The sequence below is a fragment of the Paenarthrobacter sp. PPS72 genome, from assembly GCF_048537125.1.
Lineage (GTDB): Bacteria > Actinomycetota > Actinomycetes > Actinomycetales > Micrococcaceae > Arthrobacter > Arthrobacter nitroguajacolicus_E.
In genome coordinates, this window is the sequence record NZ_JBLYIE010000004.1 from 49077 (window position 1) to 68931 (window position 19855).

Genomic DNA, 19855 nt, shown 5'->3' on the forward strand with positions numbered 1-19855 from the left:
GGAGATCAAAGATGACCGCTTCATTTGAACCGGCAGAAGGTTCCGCTCAGGAAACAGCAAGCGAGCAGGCCGCAGCGCTGGAACTTGAATGGTCCGCCAACCCGCGTTGGGAAGGCGTCACCCGCGATTACTCGGCTACCGACGTCGTCCGCCTCCGCGGTCGCGTCTCCGAAGAGCACACCCTGGCCCGCCGCGGTTCGGAGAAGCTGTGGAAGCAGCTCACTGAGGAAGCTCCCACCGGCGGCTACACCAACGCTTTGGGCGCCCTGACCGGAAACCAGGCCGTGCAGCAGGTCAAGGCCGGCCTCCGCGCAATCTACCTTTCCGGTTGGCAGGTGGCAGCTGACGCCAACCTCTCGGGCCAGACCTACCCGGACCAGTCCCTGTACCCGGCCAACTCGGTCCCCCAGGTTGTCCGCCGCATCAACAACGCCCTGCTCCGCGCAGACCAGATCGAGTATGCCGAGGGTGTCAAGACTGTTGAGGACTGGTTGGTTCCGATCGTCGCCGACGCCGAAGCCGGCTTCGGTGGCCCGCTGAACGCCTACGAACTCATGAAATCCATGATCACCGCAGGCGCCTCGGGCGTTCACTGGGAAGACCAGCTCGCATCGGAAAAGAAGTGCGGCCACCTGGGCGGCAAGGTTCTGATTCCCACCCAGCAGCACGTCCGGACCCTGAACGCAGCCCGCCTGGCAGCGGACGTGGCCGGCACCCCCACCGTGGTGATCGCCCGCACCGACGCCGAAGCGGCAACCCTGATCACCTCAGACGTTGACGAGCGCGACCAGGAATTCACCACCGGCGAGCGCACCGCAGAAGGCTTCTACAAAGTCCGCAACGGGATTGAACCCTGCATCGCCCGCGCCAAGGCCTACGCACCGTACTCCGACCTCATCTGGATGGAGACCGGCACCCCGGACCTGGAACTGGCACGCAAGTTCGCCGAATCGGTCAAAGCCGACTTCCCGGACCAGATGCTCTCCTACAACTGCTCCCCGTCCTTCAACTGGCGCAAGCACCTGGATGACACCACCATCGCCAAGTTCCAGCGCGAACTCGGTGCCATGGGCTTCACGTTCCAGTTCATCACCCTGGCCGGCTTCCACGCCCTGAACTACTCCATGTTCGACCTCGCCCACGGTTACGCCCGTGAAGGCATGAGCGCCTACGTGGAGCTTCAGGAGAAGGAATTCGCCTCCGAATCCCGCGGCTACACCGCCACCAAGCACCAGCGCGAAGTCGGCACCGGCTACTTCGACGACATCGCAACCGCGCTCAACCCGAACGCATCCACCCTCGCACTGGTCGGATCGACCGAAGAGGGGCAGTTCCACTAACCACTTCCGACGGCGGCTTGCCCTCGCTGGCCACGGTTGTAACCTCCGGCCTACAGACCGGCAACGCTCTGCCTGCGGAGGTCGAACAAGGCAATCCTCCGCGTGCTATTCCCCGTCCCCGCCGATAGACCTCGCAAAGCTCGGTCGACGGCGTGGACAGGGCCCCTTTTACGCACGCTTCCGGATCACCTTATTCGACCGTTGGGTCGACCGGTATCGGGGAGGCAGGCACCAGGCCAAAGAGGCCGGTACTGCGGCAGCCTGCGTAAAAGGGCCCCCTTATCAGGGTCTGTCCTCGCTCAGCGAGGTCAGACCCGCATAAGGGGAATAGCAGGCAGAGCAGTTCCGGTCCGAAGGCCGGACCCAAGCGGCCCAACCCGGCCCAGGCCCAACCCACCCAGCCAAGCGCCGCCGTCGAACTTTGCTTCTCAAGGAGAGATTGAAATGAACAGCTTCACTGACAACTTCACTATCAATGGCATCACTATCACCGCGCAGCCCATTTGCCGGCAGAACGAGGTTTTGACGCCGGACGCCCTTGAGTTCATTGGCAAGTTGCACAGGGCTACGGCGGATCGTCGTCAGGAGCTGATGCAGGCCCGGCATGCGCGCCGCGGGCAGATCGCTGCCGGCCAGGATCCGCGCTTCCGCCCGGAGACCGAGGGTATTCGCAATGATCCGTCGTGGCGCGTGGCTCCCCCGGCTCCGGGTTTGGAGGATCGCCGTGTGGAGATCACGGGTCCGGTGGATAAGAAGATGACCATCAACGCGCTGAACTCCGGCGCGAAGGTGTGGCTCGCTGACATGGAAGACTCCTCCACGCCCACGTGGCGCAACGTCATCCAGGGCCAGCTGAACCTGACCGATGCACTGGAACGCCGGATCGACTTCACCTCCCCCGAGGGCAAGGAATACAAGCTCAAAGCTGCCGAAGACCTGCCCACCATCGTGGTCCGGCCCCGTGGCTGGCACCTGCCGGAGAAGCACATGCTGATCGACGGCAAGCCGATCGCCGGCGGGATCGTGGACTTCGGCTTGTTCTTCTTCCACAACGCCCGCCGCCTGCTGGCCCAGGGCAAGGGCCCTTACTTCTACCTGCCCAAGATCGAGAACCACCTCGAAGCCCGGCTGTGGAATGACATCTTTGTCCTGGCCCAGGACCTGCTGGGGATTCCGCAGGGCACCATCCGCGCCACGGTGCTGATCGAAACCATCACGGCGGCGTTCGAGATGGAAGAAATCCTGTACGAACTGCGCGACCACGCCGCGGGGTTGAACGCCGGCCGCTGGGACTACATCTTCTCCCTGATCAAGAATTTCCGGACCCGTGGACCGCGTTTCGTGCTCCCGGACCGCGGCCAGGTGACCATGACGCAGCCGTTCATGCGCGCTTACACCGAACAGTTGGTCCGGGCCTGCCACCGCCGCGGGGCCATGGCGATCGGTGGCATGGCTGCTGCTGTTCCCAACCGCAAGGACGAAGCCGCCAACCAGGCTTCGTTTGAGAAGGTCCGTGCCGACAAGACCCGCGAAGCCAATGACGGTTTCGACGGTTCCTGGGTGGCCCACCCGGACCTGGTGCCGGTATGCCGCGAAGTTTTTGACTCAGTTCTCGGAAACCGCCCCAACCAGCTGGACCGCTCCCGCGAGGACGTCACCCCGGATGACCGGGCACTGATCGACATCGCCAGTACTGAGGGCACCATCACCGAGGCCGGGGTCCGCCTGAACATCGAGGTAGGCATCCGCTACATCGAATCCTGGCTGAGGGGCAACGGGGCTGTGGCCATTCACAACCTCATGGAAGACGCCGCCACCGCCGAGATCTCCAGGTCCCAGCTCTGGCAGTGGATCCACTCCCACGCCATTACCGAACACGGCGACATCATCACCCGGGAATGGGTGGAGGACATGCTGGATGAGGAATACGCCCGCCTGGAACGCTTCGACGGAGACCGCTTCGCTGATGCCCGCGCCATCTTCGAAGAGGTCACCCTGGCCGAGGAATTCCCCACCTTCCTGACCATTCCCGCGTACGCCCGTTTCCTCACCGAGGCCCGTGAAGAGGCCACGGAGGAGGAACTCGTCGCCGCCTAGGTTTACCAACCTGAGAAGGTAGCGACACAACAAGCCCCGACGCTGGGCTGCCTGCACTCTTCGCAACAAGTGACCCCGACCGTCGGGGAGGCAGCCCAGCAACGGGGCTTTCCCATGCCTAGCGCTCCGGTCCTTGCTCCGCTCGGCCCTTCGATTCGACGGCCCGCTGCACACAAGACGCTTCCTACCGTCGAATCCGCAGCTCCCCATCGAGACGGACGAGGTAGGGCAGGGACACGCCTAGGCCTGCCGGGCCACCCACCGCACGGACAACGTGGTGCACACGCAGAACGCGAGCACCGAGCCGAGGATCACGAACAACGGCACCGTCCAACCCCCGGAAACGCTGTGCACGAAGCCAACAACAGTGGGAGCCAACGCAGCGAAGCAGTAGCCCACACCCTGCACCACTGCCGACATCTTGCCGGCGGCGGCCTGCGATTGCGCGAACTTGATGATGGCAATGAAGATCACCGTGATGCCACCTCCCTGGGCAACACCGCCCAGCGAGGACCACATCCACCACCACGACGGCGCCAGCAACAAGCCCACGGGAACGGTCAGCCACAGCGCACTCAAGGTGACCGCCACCGTCGTCGTACTCGCGAAGCGGGCCAGGAGCGGAACGCCCAAGCCGCCCACAATGGCGAAGATCTGGAAGAGCGAGGATCCTGCCCCGGCCTCGGCGGTGCCCATGGAGAGTTCGTCGGACAGGAAGCTGGGCAGCCAGGCGGTGACCCCGTAGTAGGAGAAGGCCTGGCCCGCGAAGCCGAGCGTGAGGCCCACAGTCAACCAGCGCACACCCGCCACAGGACCGGCGGAGGAAGCAGCAGGAGGAGGAACCGCGGCCGGCACGAAAGCACGCCGCGCACCAACGGCGGGCACCCAAAACAGGGTCGCTGCCAAGGCCAACAATGCGCTCGCAGCCAGGGCCAGCCGCCATCCCACCAGCTCAGCCAGCGGTGCCGTGGCCACGGACGTGAGGAAGGAGCCAACGTTGAGGGCAGCCGTGTAGACACCCATCGCGGTTGCCTGGCGCCGGGGTGCGAAGTCGCGCCGGATGATGAGAGGCACCGCGATGTTGCCGATGGTGATGGCCACACCGATGATGACCGTGCCCACCATCACGGAAACGCCGCCTCCGCTGGATCGGATGATCACGCCGGCAAGCACGCCGAGAAGCGTCAGCATCACGGCGACTTCCGCGCCGAGACGGCGCCCCGCCAGTGAGGCCAGGGGTGAAGCCAGGGAGAAGCAGAGCACGGGGATGCCTGTCAGCAACCCAAGCTCAACCGGCGAGAAGCCGAGGTCCTGCTGGAGGGAGTCCACCACGGGCGCCACGGCCACGAAGGGGCCGCGCATGTTCAGGGCAATGAGGCCGATACATGCGAGGATCAGCCAACCGCGGGGAACCCTGGCAAGGAATTGGCTCATCGGACGCACGGAAAAATGAAGGGAATAAACATCAGTTTCATTGCTATCACGGCATTACCCGGCAACCGGCATCCGCTGACCCTCATCCCGCTGCTTGGAGCGTGGCCTCAATCACGGCCGGCGACAACACGTGCTGGGTGACCATGTGGCTGGCGCCCAGAATCGCTGCACGCGGGCCCGCCATGGAGATGCCGATGCGCAGATGCGTGGTGGCCAGGGGCAGCGACCGCCGATAGACCACTTCCCGAATACCGGCCACCAGGTGCTCGCCCGCCTCCCCCACGCTGCCGCCGATGATGATGACCGACGGGTTAAGGAGATTGACCACGGTGGCCAGCACATCGCCAACATCGCGCCCCGCCTGCCGAAGCGCCTGAATCGCCTGCAGATTGCCTTCACCTACAAGCCGCAGGACGTCCGCGCCGCTGGAAGCTTCCAGCCCTTGCGCCTGCAGTTGGCGCGCGACGGCGGGACCGGAGGCAAGCGCCTCAAGGCACCCGTGGTTGCCACAACGGCAGAGAACGTCGTCGCCGCGCGGCACACGGACGTGGCCGAGGTCGCCGGCAGTACCGTTGGCACCGCGCTGCAATTGACCACTGCTGATGATGCCGGCGCCGATGCCCGTGGCTACCTTGACGAAAAGGAAGTTCTGGTTCTCGGGCCAATAGGCGGTGCGCTCGCCGAGGGCCATGATGTTGACGTCGTTGTCCACCAGAACGGGAACCGGCAGGGAGCCCTGAACGTAAGAGACGACGTCGAATCCGTCCCAGCCAGGCATGATGGGCGGCTTCACCGGGCGCCCGGAATCGTGTTCAACAGGGCCAGGCAGGCCGATGCCTATCCCGGCAAGGTTGCCCAACTCCCGTCCGGCTTCCGCCAGGAGTTCTCGGCCCGCAGTTATTACCCTGCCCAGGACTACGTCCGGTCCGTCGGCGACTTCCTGCCCCAATCGTCGCTCCGCCAGGACGTTGCCACCGAGGTCGGTGACCGCAACTATCACGTGGGTAGCTCCGACGTCGACAGCCAGCACCACCCGCGCCGCCGGGTTGAAGGCAAAGCGCGACGGCGGCCTGCCGCCGGTTGAGCTTGCCTCACCGGCGGGTCCAACGAGGCCCGAGTTAATGAGGGAATCGATGCGCGAGGCCACAGTGGAACGGGCCAGTCCGGTGGTTTCAGCCAGTTCAGCACGGGTGCGGGCTTTGCCGTCGCGGAGAAGCTGGAAGAGATTGCCGGCCCGCGAGAGGTTGCCGACCTCTGGCGCGGAGCTGTTTCCGGCGTCAGTTCCGGCGGTTGTTGTCATCCAATTAGTGAAGCACGATTGCTTATGCATGTCATCCAGCGGAAGTTTGTCGGAATTATCGCGACTTTTGCTAGACGCTCGGCAAAAGTCCCTCTAGGCTGAAATGAGCACAACAACCCTCCCTGGAAAAGGAATCCAATGTCTTATTCGATCCAGCTGTACACCTTGCGGGACGCTCTTCAGGAGAACCTGCCGGGAACCATCCGAAAGGTTGCCGAGATCGGTTTCACGCAGGTAGAGCCGTACAACTTTGTTGCCACGGCCAAGGAACTCGGTGCTGCATTGAAGGAAAACGGCTTGACCGCTCCTTCCGGGCACGCTCCGTTGTTGTCACAGGACCAGGACGAGATCTTCGCGGCCGCCAAGGAGCTGGGCATCAGCACGGTGATCGATCCGTTCCTTCCGGCCGAGCACTGGCAGTCCGCCGAGGACATCCAGGCCACCGCGGCCAAGCTCAACGCAGCAGCGAAGAAGGGTGCTGAGTACGGCATCCGCGTCGGCTACCACAACCACGCCTGGGAACTGGAGTCCATCATCGAGGGCAAGACCGCCCTGGAGTACCTTGAGGGTTTGCTCGATCCCGAGCTTGTCCTGGAAGTGGACACGTACTGGGTTGCCGTGGGTGGCCAGGATCCTGTGGAGCTGCTGACCCGCTTGGGCGACAGGGTGAAACTTATCCACATCAAGGACGGCCCGGCCACCACCGACACCAAGGCCCAGCAGCCGGCAGGCCAGGGCACCGTTCCGGTCCTGGACGTCATTGCAGCCGCGAAGTCCCTGGAAGTAGGAGTGGTGGAATTCGATGACTACTCCGGCGATATCTTCGAAGGCATCACCCAGAGCCTGGCCTACCTCACCGCCGCAGCCAGCGCCCAAGCAGCCGGCGCTGGAGCAGAAGGAGTACAGGCATGAGCTTCTCCCCTTCCACCCGAAAAGGCCCCGTGGGCGTCGCCGTCATCGGCGCGGGCAACATCAGCAAGCAGTACTTGGACAACCTCACGGTCTTCCCGGACCTGAAAGTCCTGGTCATCGCGGACCTCTTCGTCGAAACCGCCGAAGCCCGCGCCAAGGAATACAACATCCCCGAATTCGGTACGCCCGAGCTGGCACTGAACCATCCCGACGTCGAGCTCATCATCAACCTCACCATCCCGGCGGCACACGTCGAAGTTGCCACCGCAGCGGTCGAGGCCGGCAAGCACGTCTGGACTGAGAAGCCCTTCTCCCTGGACCGCGAATCCGGGCTGGGCCTGCTCAAGGCTGCCGACGCCGCAGGGATCCGCCTCGGCACCGCCCCGGATACGTTCCTGGGCGCCGGCCTTCAAACCGCGCGCCGCATCATCGAGCGCGGGGACATCGGCACGCCGTTGACCGGCATGACCACGTTCCAGACCCCCGGCCCGGAATCCTGGCACCCGAACCCGGCGTTCTTGTTCCAGCACGGCGCCGGTCCCCTGTTCGATATGGGTCCGTACTACTTGACCGCCCTGATCCAGACCTTCGGCTCGGTCCGCAAGGTGGCCGCCGTCGGCTCCTCCGCCAAAGCAACCCGCATCGTCGGTTCCGGACCCAAGGCCGGCGAGGAATTCGCCGTCGAGGTCCCCACACATGTGTCCGCGATGGCGCAGTTCGAAGGCGGCCAGTCCAGCCACAGCGTGTTTTCCTTTGAGTCCCCCCGGCAGCGGATGGGCTTCGTGGAAATCACCGGCTCTGAAGCGACCCTGTCCCTTCCGGACCCCAACTACTTCGACGGCGAGCTGAAGCTCTGGCGTCCAGGCGCGGAAGAACCCGAGATCATCCCCGCCACCGGACCTGCCAACGGCCGCGGCATGGGCGCGTTGGACATGGCCCGCGCCATCCGTACCGGCGGCCCGCACCGCGCTACGGGCGAACTTGCCTACCACGTGCTGGACACCATGGTCTCGATCACTGAGTCCGTGGAATCAGGCACGTTCGTGGACGTCACCAGCAACGCCCCCACCTCCGCTGCCCTCCCCGAAGACTGGGCCCCCGAAACCGCGACGCTCCAGAACCGGCGAGGAACACTATGACTACCCCTGGAAACACGCCGCTGGGCGTCGCGGCAATCGGCTACGCCTTCATGGGCAAAGCCCACTCCAATGCCTGGCGGAACGTGGCCAGCTTCTTTGACGTCCCCGCCTTTGAGCAGAAGGTGCTGGTGGGCCGGGACGCCGACGCCGTTGCGGAAGCAGCTGCCAAGTACGGCTGGGCCGAGTCGGCCACCGACTGGCGTTCGGTCATTGAGCGGGACGACATCCACATCATCGATATCTGCGCCCCGGGCTGGATGCACGCCGAAATTGCCGCCGCCGCGCTGGAAGCCGGCAAGCACGTCCTCGTGGAGAAGCCGCTCGCCAACACCCTCGGCGAGGCTGAGTCCATGGTCGCCGCCGCCGCCTCAGCGCGGGCGCGCGGCGTGCAGTCCATGATCGGCTTCAACTACCGCCGTGTCCCTGCTTTGGCCCTTGCGCGCGAGCTCATCGCTGAAGGCCGGCTGGGCACCGTTCGTCACGTTCGCGCAGCGTACTTGCAGGACTGGTTGATCGACGCCGAGTCCCCCATGACCTGGCGCCTCCGGAAGGAAACCGCCGGGTCCGGCGCGCTGGGCGACATCGCTTCGCACGCCATCGACCAGATCCTGTACCTGTTGGATGACGCCGTCACCGAGGTTTCGGGCCGTCTCCAGACCTTTGTGGATCAGCGCCCCGGTGCTGAAGGTCCCGCCGGCGGGCTGGAAGATGTAACGGTCGACGACGCCGCCTGGGTGAATCTGTCGCTCGCCTCCGGAGCAATCGCCTCGGTTGAAGCCTCCCGCGTGGCGACGGGCCGGAAAAACTCCCTCAGGATCGAAATCTACGGCTCCCTCGGTTCGTTGACATTTGACCTGGAGAACCTCAACGAGCTCAATTTCATGGACACCACGGTGCCCGTCCGCGAGCAGGGCTTCCGCCGGATCCTGGTGAACGAACCCGAGCACCCTTATCTGGGCGCTTGGTGGCCGCAGGGTCACATCATCGGTTGGGAACACACGTTCACCCACCAGATCCGCGACTTCCTCACCGCGATCGCGGCCGGTGAGGCACCATCGCCGTCGTTCGAAGAAGGATTGAACGTCCAGCACATCCTGGCCGCCGTGGAAGAGTCCGCGGCAGCCAAGAGTTCACTCATCCAGCTCAACGCACCCGTTACTGAAGGAGCCTGACATGCCCCGCCCGTACACCCTGTTCACCGGCCAATGGGCCGACCTCCCGTTCGAGGAAGTCGCGCGCCTTGCCTCAGGCTGGGGCTACGACGGCTTGGAAATCGCCGTCTCCGGAGACCACCTGGACGCCTGGCGTTGGGACGAACCCGGCTACGTCGAATCCAAGCTCGCGGTCCTGGAGAAGTACAACCTGAAGGTTTGGGCCATCTCCAACCACCTCAAGGGCCAGGCCGTCTGCGATGACCCCATCGACTTCCGCCACGAAGCCATTGTCGGTTCCAAGGTGTGGGGCGACGGGGAGCCCGAAGGTGTCCGCCAGCGCGCCGCCGAGGAAATGAAACACACCGCCCGCTTGGCTCGGGTGTTGGGCGTGGACACCGTGGTGGGCTTCACCGGCTCCTCGATCTGGCAGTACGTCGCCATGTTCCCGCCCGTACCGGAGAAGGTGATCGAGGCCGGTTACCAGGACTTCGCCGACCGCTGGAACCCCATCCTGGACGTTTTCGACGAATGCGGTGTCCGCTTCGCCCATGAAGTCCACCCCTCCGAAATCGCCTACGACTACTGGACCACCGTCCGGACCCTCGAAGCGATCGGCCACCGGCCCGCGTTCGGCTTGAACTGGGACCCGTCCCACTTCATGTGGCAGGGAATCGATCCCGTGTCCTTCATCTGGGACTTCAAGGACCGGATCTACCACGTGGACTGCAAGGACACCAAGCTCCGTCCGACCGGCCGCAACACCGTCATGGGTTCGCACCTGCCTTGGGGCGATCCGCGCCGTGGTTGGGACTTCGTCTCCGCCGGACGCGGCGATGTGCCCTGGGAATCGTCCTTCCGCGCGCTGACCGCCATCGGCTATGACGGCCCCATCTCGGTGGAATGGGAAGACGCCGGAATGGATCGTCTCCACGGTGCCCCCGAAGCCCTCGCCGCCCTGAAGAAGTTCGACTTCCCGGCGTCGCAGACCTCCTTCGACGCCGCGTTCAGCAGCAAGGACTAGCCCCTTCGGTTTTTCGTACAGATAACGCCCTTTAGACGTCGTCTTAAGGGCGTTATCTGTACGAAATCTCCTTAATTTAACGCGGCCAAGGTAATCTCAACGTGACCAGCTGGCCCTCTTCCAGATTCAGCAAAAGGACTCATCACGTGACCCTCAGCAATGGCACTTCCGATGGAACAATTCGCTGGGGCATCCTCGGCACAGGATTTATTGCCGGGCTCCAAACCAAGGACCTGCAGGAAAACGGCTTTACGGTCCAGGCCGTCGGGTCCCGTTCGCTGGACTCGAGCAAGGCGTTTGCCGGGCAGTATGGAGTGGCTACCGCCCACAGCAGCTATGTAGACCTGGTGGCGGACCCGCTGATCGATGTGGTCTATATCGCCACACCGCACCCTTTCCACCATGCGAACGCGCTCATGGCGTTGAACGCCGGCAAGCACGTGCTCGTGGAAAAATCGTTCACCATGAATGCGCGCGAGGCACAGGACATCGTTGACCTGGCAGAGTCCAAGGGGCTCGTTGCCTTGGAAGCCATGTGGACCCGCTTCCTTCCCCACATGATCCGTATCCGGGAAATCATCGCTGCCGGCACCATCGGCGAGGTCCGGAAAGTGGTAGCTACCCACAACCAGAGCCTCCCCAAGGATCCCGCCCACCGGCTCAACGATCCCGCCCTAGGTGGTGGAGCGCTGCTGGACCTGGGTATCTATCCGATTTCCTTTGCCTTCGACATCCTGGGCACGCCGGCGTCGATCAAGGCCAGTGCCTCCATGTCGGCCACCGGCGTGGACCGTCAAACAGCAGCCATTTTCGAATACGCCAACGGTGCTCAGGCGATTGTCGATTGCGAGCTCGATGCCGCCAGCGCCAACCGGGCCTTGGTGATTGGCACCGAAGGTTGGATCGACATCGAACCCACTTGGTACAATCCGGTCCCCTTCACTGTTTTCGGGGTGGATGGCACTGTTATTGAACGCTATGACCAACCCGTGACCAGCCGGGGCATGCAGTACCAGGCGGCAGAACTCGAACGCCTCGTCAGGGCAGGTTCCACTGCCGGAACCATCCTGCCGCCGACTGAAACCGTGGCCATCATGGCGGCCATGGACGGGATCCGTGAGCAGATCGGGCTCCGCTACGACGCTGACGCCGGCCTGGAAGGCAATGACAATGACTAATGCACCCCGCCTCGCTGAACTCCGACAGCAGGAAGAAGAGCTGGTCTTCGCTTCGTTCGATCACCATGACGCGTGGAGGCTCGGCTCGTTGATCGCCAACCACGCCATCGCTTCCGGGTTTGGAGTGGCGATCGATATCCGGCGGCACAATCTGGTCCTCTTCCGCTGCGTCCTTCCCGGTTCCACCGCAGACCAGGAAGAGTGGATCCGCCGCAAGTCTGCCGCCGTGCTGCGATTCGAGCACAGCACGGCGTTGTTGACCGAGCAGTTCTCCGAACGTGACCCTTTGGGCGGAGGTTGGCTCGCCCCGGAGGACTACACCTTGGCCGGAGGTTCCTTCCCTCTCCGCGTCAAGGGCGCCGGCGTGATCGGTGCCGTCACGGTGTCCGGGTTGTCATCGGACGAGGACCACCAGATGGTGGTAGACGGGATCCGGAACTACCTTAAAACCGTGGGCGCCTAGGCGAAATCAAGAGAGTGGTGCAGTTCTTCGAGGTTGAGACAGGCCCCGCACCCATCACAAAAGGTAACCTCCCGCCGTCGTCGTCGGTACCGGGACCTATTCTGGGCAGTAGCCGCACGCCGAACGTGAAGGAACCCCATGCCCACGCCTGAACATCCGCTCCGCAAACTTGGCTTTCTCACCATCGGACTGTTCGATCCCGCTGATCCTGCTGCCGGCCACCGATCGACGTTGGAGATCATGGAACTCGGCGAACAGTTGGGATTCGACAGCGCCTGGTTGCGCCACCGCCACCTGCAGTTCGGCATCTCCTCTCCCGTAGCGGTGATGGCCGCCGCCAGCCAGCGCACATCCCGGATTGAGCTCGGCACCGCGGTGACCCCCCTGGGTTGGGAAAACCCGCTACGGCTGGCGGAGGACCTGGCCACCGTAGATCTGCTGGCCGGGGGACGGATCAATCCAGGGCTGAGCGTGGGCGAACCCATGCACTACGACACCGTGAAGCATGAGCTGTACCCGGATTCTGCAGAAACAGAGGACTTCTCCTATGGCAGGGTTGAGCGGTTCGCACGCTTGGTGGCAGGCGAGAAAGTAAGGGACTTCTCCGGCAAGCAGGGCGTCGTGGAAGAGTTCTCCAACCGCGTAGAGCCGCACTCCCCCGGGTTGCGCAGCCGCCTTTGGTACGGGGCGGGCAGTATGAAATCGGCTGTATGGGCGGGGGCCAACGGCTTCAATTTGTTGTCCAGCAGTGTGATTTTCCCGGACAAGGATCAGGAACCGGACTTTGCCAAAGTCCAGCAGTCCCAGATTCGGGCGTACCGAGACGCCGCAGCAGCGTCCGGAAACACGGCCCGCGCGTCTCAGGGCTTGGTGGTGATTCCCACGGATTCCGCTTCCAACGCCCAGCGGGAGAAGTACCAGCGGTACGTGGATGAACGGACTCCCAGAACGCGCGCTCCACAGGGGCCGAAGGGCATGATGTTCGCGAAGGATCTGATCGGCACCAGCGATGAAATCGCCGCGCAACTATACGCCCACGAAGGCTTCCAGGAAGTGGACGAGGTAGCGTTCGCGCTGCCCTTCAGCTTCGACCACGACGATTACGTGCAGATCCTCACGGACATCGCGACGAAGTTGGGCCCGGCCTTGGGCTGGAAGCCAGCCGAATGAGCGAGATATCGCCGAAATGTACATTTCGGCGATAAGGCGTAAAATGGCATCATGAGCGAGATGACAGTCACTGTTGCGCGGAGTCGGCTTTCTGAAGCGGTTGATACCGCCCGGGTAAGCCACGAACCTGTGTATTTGTTGCGCCGCGGCCGCCGCGTCGCGGCACTGATAGATGCAGAAGATCTCGCCAAGCTCATTGAAGCCGCTGAGGACCTCAATGATCTTCGCGCAGCCGAAGCCGCCCGAACCGAGATGACCGAAACCGGCAATAGTGCCGTGCCTTGGGCGGAAGTCAAGGCGGAGCTGGGCCTGACTTGAGCTATTCAGTGCAGCTCGCGCCTGCCGCCGTCCGCCAATTGCGAAAGCTCCCGGCGGAAGCGCGCCGACGCATTCAGGCCGCAATCGAAATTCTCGCCGAATCCCCTCGCCCCCCAGGGGCAAAAAAGCTGTCGGGAAACAGCGGTGACTGGCGTGTGCGTACCGGCGACTACCGGATTATCTATGAAATCCGCGACGCTCAGCTCATCGTTCTAGTTGTTGCCATGGGCCACCGGCGGGACATCTACCAACACTAAGACGCTTTCGGCGGATTACCGCGCCTTCAGCACATAGCGCCTTTCAGGACGTCCGACGCCGTACTTGAGCCTGACCTCCAGCGCTCCTTCGTCGTGGAGGTACTCAAGGTAACGCCGGGCACTGACCCGGGACGTCCCGAGCTGTTCTGCCAGCTCAGCTGCAGAGAGGTCGCCCGGCGCTGATTTCAGTGCTGACTCAACCATTTCGAGTGTCTCTACACTGCACCCTTTGGGCAGGGTCCGCTCGGAAACGCTCAGCCCGAAGACACGGTTCACATCAGATTGTTCAGCCTCCACCTTGGACGAGTCCAAGCCCTGGTAAGCGCTGAGGTAATGCTCCAGGCGCTCCTGAAGATCGGCCTGGGAGAACGGCTTGATGAGGTAATGGACGATCCCGCCCCGCAAGGCCTTCCGGACTGTTTCCACCTCGCGGGCAGCGCTGATCACCAGCACGTCCAGGTCCGGGGCGACATCCCGGAGCTGGTGCATGAGTTCCAGCCCGTTGATGTCAGGGAGGTGGATATCCAGCAACACCAGGTCCGGTTGCAACCGCTCGGTTTCCACCAAAGCCTGGGCACCCGTATGGGCCACACCCACCACCACGAAGCCGGGCGTCCGTTGTATGAAGCCGGCGTGGACCTTGGCCACCATGAAGTCGTCATCGACGATCAGTACCTTGATCATGGATTCGTTGCCCCCTTTGTGGAGTTGAGCCTGCCCGGATCGGAGTCATACTTCTTGAAGCGGGCAGTGAACACAGCCCCTTGATCATTGGCCACTGTCAGGTCACCTCCGGAGCGCCGGCAGATCACCCGTGACAACGCCAACCCAAAGCCCCGGGCATCGCCGGGGCCGGGCTCTTTCGTGGAGAAACCTTGCCGGAAAATCTCCTCGGCGGAGCCCATGGGCACTCCGGGGCCGTTGTCCCGGACTGTCACAGTGACCTCGCCACCCGAGTCGGCCACCAGCACGCCTACCGACGCCCCGGAAAGGCCAGTGACGGCGTCGAACGCGTTATCCACCAGGTTGCCCACCACAGTGGTGAGGTCGCGGGACAATTCCTCGTTGACGCGTGGCAGCGCGGACTTGGGGTCCAGCTTCAGTTCCACGCCGCGTTCCGTGGCCAGACTGGCCTTGGCGATCAGCAGGGCCGCGAGCGCAGGGTCCTCGATCCGGCTGGTGACGTCGTCGCTGAGCCGGGTCCTGTCTACGGTGGCTCCATTGACGAACTGCACCACGGAATCGTATTCGCCTATCTGGATCAGGCCTGAAATGACGTGGAGTTGGTTGGCGAACTCGTGGGCTTGTGCCCTCAAAGTGTCGGTGACGGTCTTGGTGGCGCCGAGTTCACTTTCCAAGGAGGACAGCTCGGTCCGGTCCCTCAAGGTGGTCACGGAGCCGATGTCACGTCCATGGGAACGGAGGGCTACACGGTTCATGACTACCAGCCGCTCCCCCACGAGCACCAGCTGATCGGGGTCTGATTGGTCACGGGTGAGGACTATTTTCAAAGCAGGATCCACGTGGAGGGATCGCAGTTTCTTTCCCACGCAATCCGGCGGCAGGCCTAGGAGTTGCCGGGCGCTTTGGTTGGCCACCGTGATGCGCTCGTGGGGGTCCAAAGCGACCACGCCTTCCTTCAGGCCCTGCAGCATGGCTTCGCGGTTCTCCACGAGCCCGGTGATCTCGCGCGGTTCCATGCCCAATGTTTGCCGTTTGACCCGGCGGGACAACAGGAGGGATCCCGCCACTCCCAGGATGCTGGCAACCCCCAGATACGTCAGCAGGTTGGGAATTGCGTCGCCCAGCCGCTCGATGGTGGAGGGGTAATTCCTGCTGACGGATGCTACGCCGATGACTTTTCCGGAATCGTCCAGGACGGGGACGTGGGCGGACAGTACGGCTCCGCTGCTGCCCGGCAAAACACCGGTCCAGGCCCGCCCTTCCATCACTTGGCTTTCGCCCAGCGGCAGTGGCTGGCCCAGCAGGCTGGGGTCCGATGATGCCACTACGGTGCCGTTAAGTTTGGCGAGTGCCACATGGGAGGACCCCGAAACGGTGCGCACGGATTCGGCCACGGCCGGGAGGGCTGATCCGACTCGCGGTTCGGCCTCCGGCAGCAGGGCGCGGACCGTGGGGTTGCTGCCCAGTGCTTCAGCGGCCAGCAGCGCCCGGCGCCCTTCGGTTCTTTCGAAGGTGGCTGCGGATTGGGCCAGCGAGATGGCAACCACGGCAACAAGAACGGCCAGGACGATCAGCAACTGCAGCACAAGGTACTGCCCCGCCAGGGACATTCCTCTTCTTCGAGTCAGGCGAGTCACTTGCTGGGTTCCTTTGGTGGTGCCAGTGAGAGGGGCGGGCAACAGCTTCCCCCGTGGCGTACCGGAACTATACCCCAGCGGCACAGAAGACCCCAGTGGGACAGAAGACCAGCTCAGAGGGCTGGAACGAAGCGAAACCCGTGAACGCAATGAACTTAAAGATCACTGCGAACACAAGAGTGATGCCTGTCACTTACGCGCCTAGCATCAAATCAACGGGGCATCGCCCTGCACCCGAATTTTCGATGATGAGAAGAGGAACACCATGCGCCAGATCCGCGCATTGCGAGTCGCCGCCGTCGCCGCCGGCATCGCCCTGATGGCCACCGGCTGCGGTGCCACCGGTAAGTCCACCGGAACTGAGGGCACCGGTGCAGCAGGACCTATCACCGGACTCCAGATCATGGTTCCGAACACTCCCGGCGGCGGTTACGACACCACCGCCCGGGCAGCCGCCAAGGTACTGGACGACGAGAAGATCTCCACCAACACCGAGGTGTTCAACCTTGCAGGCGCCGGCGGCACGGTTGGCCTTGCCCGCATCGTCAATGAAAAGGGCAACGGTGACCTCACCATGCTCATGGGCCTGGGCGTGGTTGGGGCCAGCTACACCAACAAGTCCGAGTCGAAGCTGACGGAGACCACGCCGCTGGCGAAGCTCATCGAGGAACCCGGCGCCATCATGGTCAGCAAGGACTCCCCGTACAAGACCATCAATGATTTGGTGACGGCATGGAAGGCCAACCCCGCCTCCATCGCAGTGGGCGGCGGTTCCTCGCCCGGCGGCCCGGACCACCTCCTGCCGATGCAGCTGGCCGGGGCGGTGGGCATCGACGCCACCAAGGTCAACTTCGTCTCTTACGACGGCGGTGGCGACCTTCTGCCCGCTATCCTCGGTAACAAGCTGGGCTTCGCCGCTTCCGGTGCCGGTGAGTACCTGCAGCAGATCAAGTCCGGCGAGATCAGGGTCCTGGCCACCAGTGGCGAGAACCGTTTGGAAGGTGTGGATGCCCCCACGCTGAAGGAATCCAACATTGACCTTGTGTTCACCAACTGGCGCGGCATCGTGGCTCCTCCGGGCATCAGCGAGGAGGACAAGAAATCCCTGATCGCCGCCCTTGAGAAGATGCACGCCTCCGCCGGTTGGAAAGAAGCACTCAAGACCCATAGCTGGTCCGATGCCTTTGTTACCGGAGACGAATTCAAGACGTTCCTGACAGACCAGGACAAGCGGGTGGCGGACGTCCTGACCAAGCTCGGGTTGGCGTGAGCTCCACAGCCACAGGCCTTAAAGGCCGCGCCGAGCTGGGGGTAGCCCTCCTGCTCGGCGTGGTCGGCGTCCTGGTCTTCCTGGACGCGAACGGCCTGGTCACCCCCTACTCGCAGTCGGACCCAGTAGGTCCCAAGACCGTCCCGTTCATTGTGTCGGGATTGCTGATCATCTGCGCCGTACTCCTTGCCATCAACGTCCTGCGCGGCGGCAAGGGTGAGGTTGAGGGCGGCGAAGACGTCGACCTGGCACACCCCGCCGACTGGAAGACCGTCGTCCCGCTGGCCGGAGCTTTTATCCTGAACATCCTGCTCATCGACTGGGCTGGTTGGGTCATTTCCGGAACGCTCCTCTTCTGGGGCAGCGTGCTGGCGCTTGGCAGCCGCCGCTACATCCGTGACGGCCTCATTTCCGTGGCTCTGGCCTTGTTGACCTTCTACGGCTTCTACCTCGGCCTGGGCATCGCATTACCGGCCGGGCTCCTGGAAGGAATCCTCTGATGGACGTCTGGTCCTCCTTGATGGACGGTTTTGCCACCGCCCTGACCCCCATGAACCTTTTGTTCGCCGTGATCGGCGTACTGCTGGGTACCGCCGTCGGCGTCCTTCCCGGACTTGGCCCGGCCATGACCGTGGCGTTGCTGCTTCCGGTGACCGCCGCCCTGGAACCCACCAGTGCTTTCATCATGTTTGCCGGCATTTACTACGGCGGCATGTTCGGTGGTTCCACCACCTCCATCCTGCTGAACACCCCTGGTGAATCGTCATCGGTGGTGACGGCCATCGAAGGCAACAAGATGGCCAAAGCGGGCAGGGCCGCGCAGGCCCTTGCCACCGCGGCCATCGGCTCCTTCATCGCCGGCACCATCGGCACCGCACTACTGGCTGTGTTCGCACCCATTGTGGTGCAATTCGCCGTCAGCCTGGGTGCTCCCAGCTACTTCGCCATCATGATCCTCGCCCTGCTGGCCGTGACGGCCGTCCTGGGCTCGTCAAGGCTCCGGGGCTTCGCTTCGTTGGCGCTTGGTTTGGCCATCGGCTTGGTGGGCATCGATTCGGTGACCGGCCAACGCCGCCTGACCTTCGGCCAGCCCTTGCTGGTGGACGGCCTGGACATTGTGGTGGTCGCCGTGGCGATCTTCGCCGTGGGTGAAGCCCTCTGGGTTGCTGCCCACCTGCGCCGCACGCCGCTCCATGTCATTCCGGTGGGTCGTCCTTGGATGGGCAAGAAGGACTGGGCCCGTTCCTGGAAGCCCTGGCTTCGAGGCACGGCCTTCGGTTTCCCTTTCGGTGCGCTGCCTGCCGGTGGCGCCGAGATCCCTACGTTCCTCTCCTATGTCACCGAGAAGCGCCTCACCAAGCACCCGGAGGAGTTCGGCAAGGGCGCCATTGAGGGCGTCGCCGGACCAGAAGCAGCCAACAATGCTGCCGCTGCCGGAACGCTGACCCCCATGCTTGCCCTCGGCCTCCCCACCAACGCAACAGCCGCCGTCATGCTTGCAGCCTTTACGTCCTATGGCATCCAGCCCGGCCCGCAGCTGTTCTCCAGCCAAGGCCCCCTGGTGTGGGCGCTGATCGCAAGCCTTTTCATCGGCAACTTCCTGCTCCTGCTGATCAACCTGCCCCTGGCACCCGTCTGGGCCAAGCTGCTGCAGCTCCCGCGTCCGTATCTCTACGCAGGCATTCTCTTCTTCGCTACTTTGGGTGCGTACTCGGTCAACCTGCAGGCTTTCGATCTGGTGATCCTGCTGGTGCTCGGTGCCCTCGGATTCATGATGCGGCGCTTCGGGTTACCCGTACTGCCGCTCATCCTCGGCGTCATCCTTGGTCCGCGCATCGAAGGCCAGCTCCGCAAGACGCTGCAGCTCAGCGCCGGTGATCCCGCAGGCCTGTTCAGCGAACCCATCGCGATCGTGGTCTACATCATCGTGGCGCTCATTCTGGCCTGGCCGCTGATCTTCAAGCTCGTCCGCCGTAGCCGTCCGATGGCACCAACAGTTGTCCCCGGTGACGCCGGCGCCACGGTTCCGAGGGAAGACACCCAAATCCACCAGAAACAGGAGAAACCATGACCATCGTGGTGGGATACGTCCCCACACCGGAAGGCGAAGCGGCGCTAACCCAAGCCATCGCCGAGGCCAAGAAAAGCAACGACACCCTAGTGGTCATCAACTCTTCCAAGGGCGACGCCCTGGTGGATAACCGGTACGCCCAGGAGCCGGATATCCAGAGCATCGAGGAACGGCTCGCTGACCAGGGCATCCAGCACATCATCAAGCAACCGGTACGCGGCCATGACGCGGCCGCCGAGGTCCTGGACGCCGCTGACGAGAACGATGCCGAACTCATTGTCATCGGCCTTCGCCGCCGCAGCCCGGTGGGAAAGCTCATCATGGGCAGCGTCTCCCAGCGGATCCTGTTGGAGGCGGACTGCCCCGTTCTGGCGGTCAAAGCGGACTAACCAAAGCACAGGACGCACGAC

19 protein-coding genes are annotated in these 19855 nt (G+C 63.5%); 15 read left to right on the forward strand and 4 right to left on the reverse strand.

Features of this window, described 5'->3' with window-relative positions:
* Window positions 1-11: 11 nt before the first annotated feature.
* On the forward strand, window positions 12-1340 hold the full coding sequence (gene aceA, locus ACLRGI_RS01595) for an isocitrate lyase (RefSeq protein ID WP_419199977.1): 1329 nt from the start codon (window positions 12-14) through the stop codon (window positions 1338-1340).
* Between the two features lie 444 nt (window positions 1341-1784).
* Window positions 1785-3437, forward strand: a complete 1653-nt coding sequence (aceB, locus tag ACLRGI_RS01600) for a malate synthase A (protein ID WP_419199978.1) — start codon at window positions 1785-1787, stop codon at window positions 3435-3437.
* Window positions 3438-3677: 240 nt separating this feature from the next.
* Here aceB and ACLRGI_RS01605 read toward each other — a convergent pair whose 3' ends face one another.
* Together ACLRGI_RS01605 and ACLRGI_RS01610 are read right to left on the reverse strand one after the other, a co-directional pair.
* Window positions 3678-4871, reverse strand: a complete 1194-nt coding sequence (locus ACLRGI_RS01605) for an MFS transporter (RefSeq protein ID WP_419199979.1) — start codon at window positions 4869-4871, stop codon at window positions 3678-3680.
* Window positions 4872-4953: 82 nt separating this feature from the next.
* Window positions 4954-6171, reverse strand: a complete 1218-nt coding sequence (locus tag ACLRGI_RS01610; RefSeq protein WP_419199980.1) for an ROK family transcriptional regulator — start codon at window positions 6169-6171, stop codon at window positions 4954-4956.
* A gap of 138 nt (window positions 6172-6309) precedes the next feature.
* Between ACLRGI_RS01610 and ACLRGI_RS01615 the strand changes: the two genes are divergently transcribed.
* The 9 genes from ACLRGI_RS01615 to ACLRGI_RS01655 all read left to right on the forward strand — a co-directional run bounded on the left by ACLRGI_RS01615 (window position 6310) and on the right by ACLRGI_RS01655 (window position 13783).
* Window positions 6310-7083, forward strand: coding sequence for a sugar phosphate isomerase/epimerase family protein (locus ACLRGI_RS01615; protein ID WP_419199981.1), 774 nt, complete (start codon window positions 6310-6312; stop codon window positions 7081-7083).
* Window positions 7080-8222, forward strand: a complete 1143-nt coding sequence (locus tag ACLRGI_RS01620; RefSeq protein ID WP_419199982.1) for a Gfo/Idh/MocA family protein — start codon at window positions 7080-7082, stop codon at window positions 8220-8222. The genes ACLRGI_RS01615 and ACLRGI_RS01620 overlap by 4 nt, the downstream gene beginning before the upstream one ends.
* On the forward strand, window positions 8219-9394 hold the full coding sequence (locus ACLRGI_RS01625) for a Gfo/Idh/MocA family protein (RefSeq protein ID WP_419199983.1): 1176 nt from the start codon (window positions 8219-8221) through the stop codon (window positions 9392-9394). Before ACLRGI_RS01620 ends, ACLRGI_RS01625 begins: the two co-directional genes overlap by 4 nt.
* Window position 9395: 1 nt before the next feature.
* Window positions 9396-10397: a sugar phosphate isomerase/epimerase family protein gene (locus ACLRGI_RS01630; protein WP_419199984.1), complete on the forward strand. Its 1002-nt coding sequence runs from the start codon at window positions 9396-9398 to the stop codon at window positions 10395-10397.
* A gap of 146 nt (window positions 10398-10543) precedes the next feature.
* Entirely contained in the window at window positions 10544-11575 is a 1032-nt protein-coding gene (locus tag ACLRGI_RS01635; RefSeq protein ID WP_419199985.1) for a Gfo/Idh/MocA family protein, read from the forward strand.
* A complete protein-coding gene (locus ACLRGI_RS01640; RefSeq protein ID WP_419199986.1) occupies window positions 11568-12038 on the forward strand; it encodes a heme-degrading domain-containing protein in 471 nt (156 codons plus the stop codon). Before ACLRGI_RS01635 ends, ACLRGI_RS01640 begins: the two co-directional genes overlap by 8 nt.
* Window positions 12039-12176: 138 nt before the next feature.
* A complete protein-coding gene (locus ACLRGI_RS01645) occupies window positions 12177-13208 on the forward strand; it encodes an LLM class flavin-dependent oxidoreductase (RefSeq protein WP_419199987.1) in 1032 nt (343 codons plus the stop codon).
* Between the two features lie 51 nt (window positions 13209-13259).
* Complete coding sequence (locus ACLRGI_RS01650) at window positions 13260-13526, forward strand: type II toxin-antitoxin system Phd/YefM family antitoxin (protein ID WP_419199988.1); 267 nt, start codon at window positions 13260-13262, stop codon at window positions 13524-13526.
* Window positions 13523-13783 carry a type II toxin-antitoxin system RelE family toxin gene (locus ACLRGI_RS01655; RefSeq protein WP_419199989.1) on the forward strand — a complete coding sequence of 87 codons (261 nt, stop codon included), beginning with the start codon at window positions 13523-13525 and terminating at the stop codon, window positions 13781-13783. Before ACLRGI_RS01650 ends, ACLRGI_RS01655 begins: the two co-directional genes overlap by 4 nt.
* Before the next feature lie 15 nt (window positions 13784-13798).
* On the opposite strand, the gene ACLRGI_RS01660 is transcribed toward ACLRGI_RS01655, so the two are convergent.
* Both ACLRGI_RS01660 and ACLRGI_RS01665 read right to left on the reverse strand, forming a co-directional pair.
* Complete coding sequence (locus tag ACLRGI_RS01660) at window positions 13799-14467, reverse strand: response regulator (RefSeq protein WP_419199990.1); 669 nt, start codon at window positions 14465-14467, stop codon at window positions 13799-13801.
* Window positions 14464-16077: a sensor histidine kinase gene (locus ACLRGI_RS01665; RefSeq protein ID WP_419200191.1), complete on the reverse strand. Its 1614-nt coding sequence runs from the start codon at window positions 16075-16077 to the stop codon at window positions 14464-14466. Before ACLRGI_RS01665 ends, ACLRGI_RS01660 begins: the two co-directional genes overlap by 4 nt.
* Window positions 16078-16369: 292 nt before the next feature.
* On the opposite strand from ACLRGI_RS01665, the gene ACLRGI_RS01670 reads away from it, so the two are divergent.
* From ACLRGI_RS01670 to ACLRGI_RS01685, 4 genes are read left to right on the forward strand one after another with little or no spacing between them, the layout of a single operon-like run.
* Window positions 16370-17374, forward strand: a complete 1005-nt coding sequence (locus tag ACLRGI_RS01670) for a Bug family tripartite tricarboxylate transporter substrate binding protein (RefSeq protein WP_419199991.1) — start codon at window positions 16370-16372, stop codon at window positions 17372-17374.
* Window positions 17371-17874 (forward strand): tripartite tricarboxylate transporter TctB family protein, encoded by a 504-nt coding sequence (locus tag ACLRGI_RS01675; RefSeq protein ID WP_419199992.1) that lies wholly within the window; start codon window positions 17371-17373, stop codon window positions 17872-17874. Before ACLRGI_RS01670 ends, ACLRGI_RS01675 begins: the two co-directional genes overlap by 4 nt.
* On the forward strand, window positions 17874-19445 hold the full coding sequence (locus ACLRGI_RS01680) for a tripartite tricarboxylate transporter permease (protein ID WP_419199993.1): 1572 nt from the start codon (window positions 17874-17876) through the stop codon (window positions 19443-19445). The genes ACLRGI_RS01675 and ACLRGI_RS01680 overlap by 1 nt, the downstream gene beginning before the upstream one ends.
* On the forward strand, window positions 19442-19834 hold the full coding sequence (locus ACLRGI_RS01685) for a universal stress protein (protein ID WP_419199994.1): 393 nt from the start codon (window positions 19442-19444) through the stop codon (window positions 19832-19834). Before ACLRGI_RS01680 ends, ACLRGI_RS01685 begins: the two co-directional genes overlap by 4 nt.
* The last annotated feature ends 21 nt before the right edge of the window (window positions 19835-19855 follow it).

Coding starts and splice junctions, on each gene's coding strand:
- aceA (WP_419199977.1), top strand. CDS start 12: ATGACCGCTTCATTTGAACCGGCAGAAGGTTCCGCTCAGGAAACAGCA.
- aceB (WP_419199978.1), top strand. CDS start 1,785: ATGAACAGCTTCACTGACAACTTCACTATCAATGGCATCACTATCACC.
- ACLRGI_RS01605 (WP_419199979.1), bottom strand. CDS start 4,871: ATGAGCCAATTCCTTGCCAGGGTTCCCCGCGGTTGGCTGATCCTCGCA.
- ACLRGI_RS01610 (WP_419199980.1), bottom strand. CDS start 6,171: ATGACAACAACCGCCGGAACTGACGCCGGAAACAGCTCCGCGCCAGAG.
- ACLRGI_RS01615 (WP_419199981.1), top strand. CDS start 6,310: ATGTCTTATTCGATCCAGCTGTACACCTTGCGGGACGCTCTTCAGGAG.
- ACLRGI_RS01620 (WP_419199982.1), top strand. CDS start 7,080: ATGAGCTTCTCCCCTTCCACCCGAAAAGGCCCCGTGGGCGTCGCCGTC.
- ACLRGI_RS01625 (WP_419199983.1), top strand. CDS start 8,219: ATGACTACCCCTGGAAACACGCCGCTGGGCGTCGCGGCAATCGGCTAC.
- ACLRGI_RS01630 (WP_419199984.1), top strand. CDS start 9,396: ATGCCCCGCCCGTACACCCTGTTCACCGGCCAATGGGCCGACCTCCCG.
- ACLRGI_RS01640 (WP_419199986.1), top strand. CDS start 11,568: ATGACTAATGCACCCCGCCTCGCTGAACTCCGACAGCAGGAAGAAGAG.
- ACLRGI_RS01645 (WP_419199987.1), top strand. CDS start 12,177: ATGCCCACGCCTGAACATCCGCTCCGCAAACTTGGCTTTCTCACCATC.
- ACLRGI_RS01650 (WP_419199988.1), top strand. CDS start 13,260: ATGAGCGAGATGACAGTCACTGTTGCGCGGAGTCGGCTTTCTGAAGCG.
- ACLRGI_RS01660 (WP_419199990.1), bottom strand. CDS start 14,467: ATGATCAAGGTACTGATCGTCGATGACGACTTCATGGTGGCCAAGGTC.
- ACLRGI_RS01665 (WP_419200191.1), bottom strand. CDS start 16,077: ATGTCCCTGGCGGGGCAGTACCTTGTGCTGCAGTTGCTGATCGTCCTG.
- ACLRGI_RS01670 (WP_419199991.1), top strand. CDS start 16,370: ATGCGCCAGATCCGCGCATTGCGAGTCGCCGCCGTCGCCGCCGGCATC.
- ACLRGI_RS01680 (WP_419199993.1), top strand. CDS start 17,874: ATGGACGTCTGGTCCTCCTTGATGGACGGTTTTGCCACCGCCCTGACC.
- ACLRGI_RS01685 (WP_419199994.1), top strand. CDS start 19,442: ATGACCATCGTGGTGGGATACGTCCCCACACCGGAAGGCGAAGCGGCG.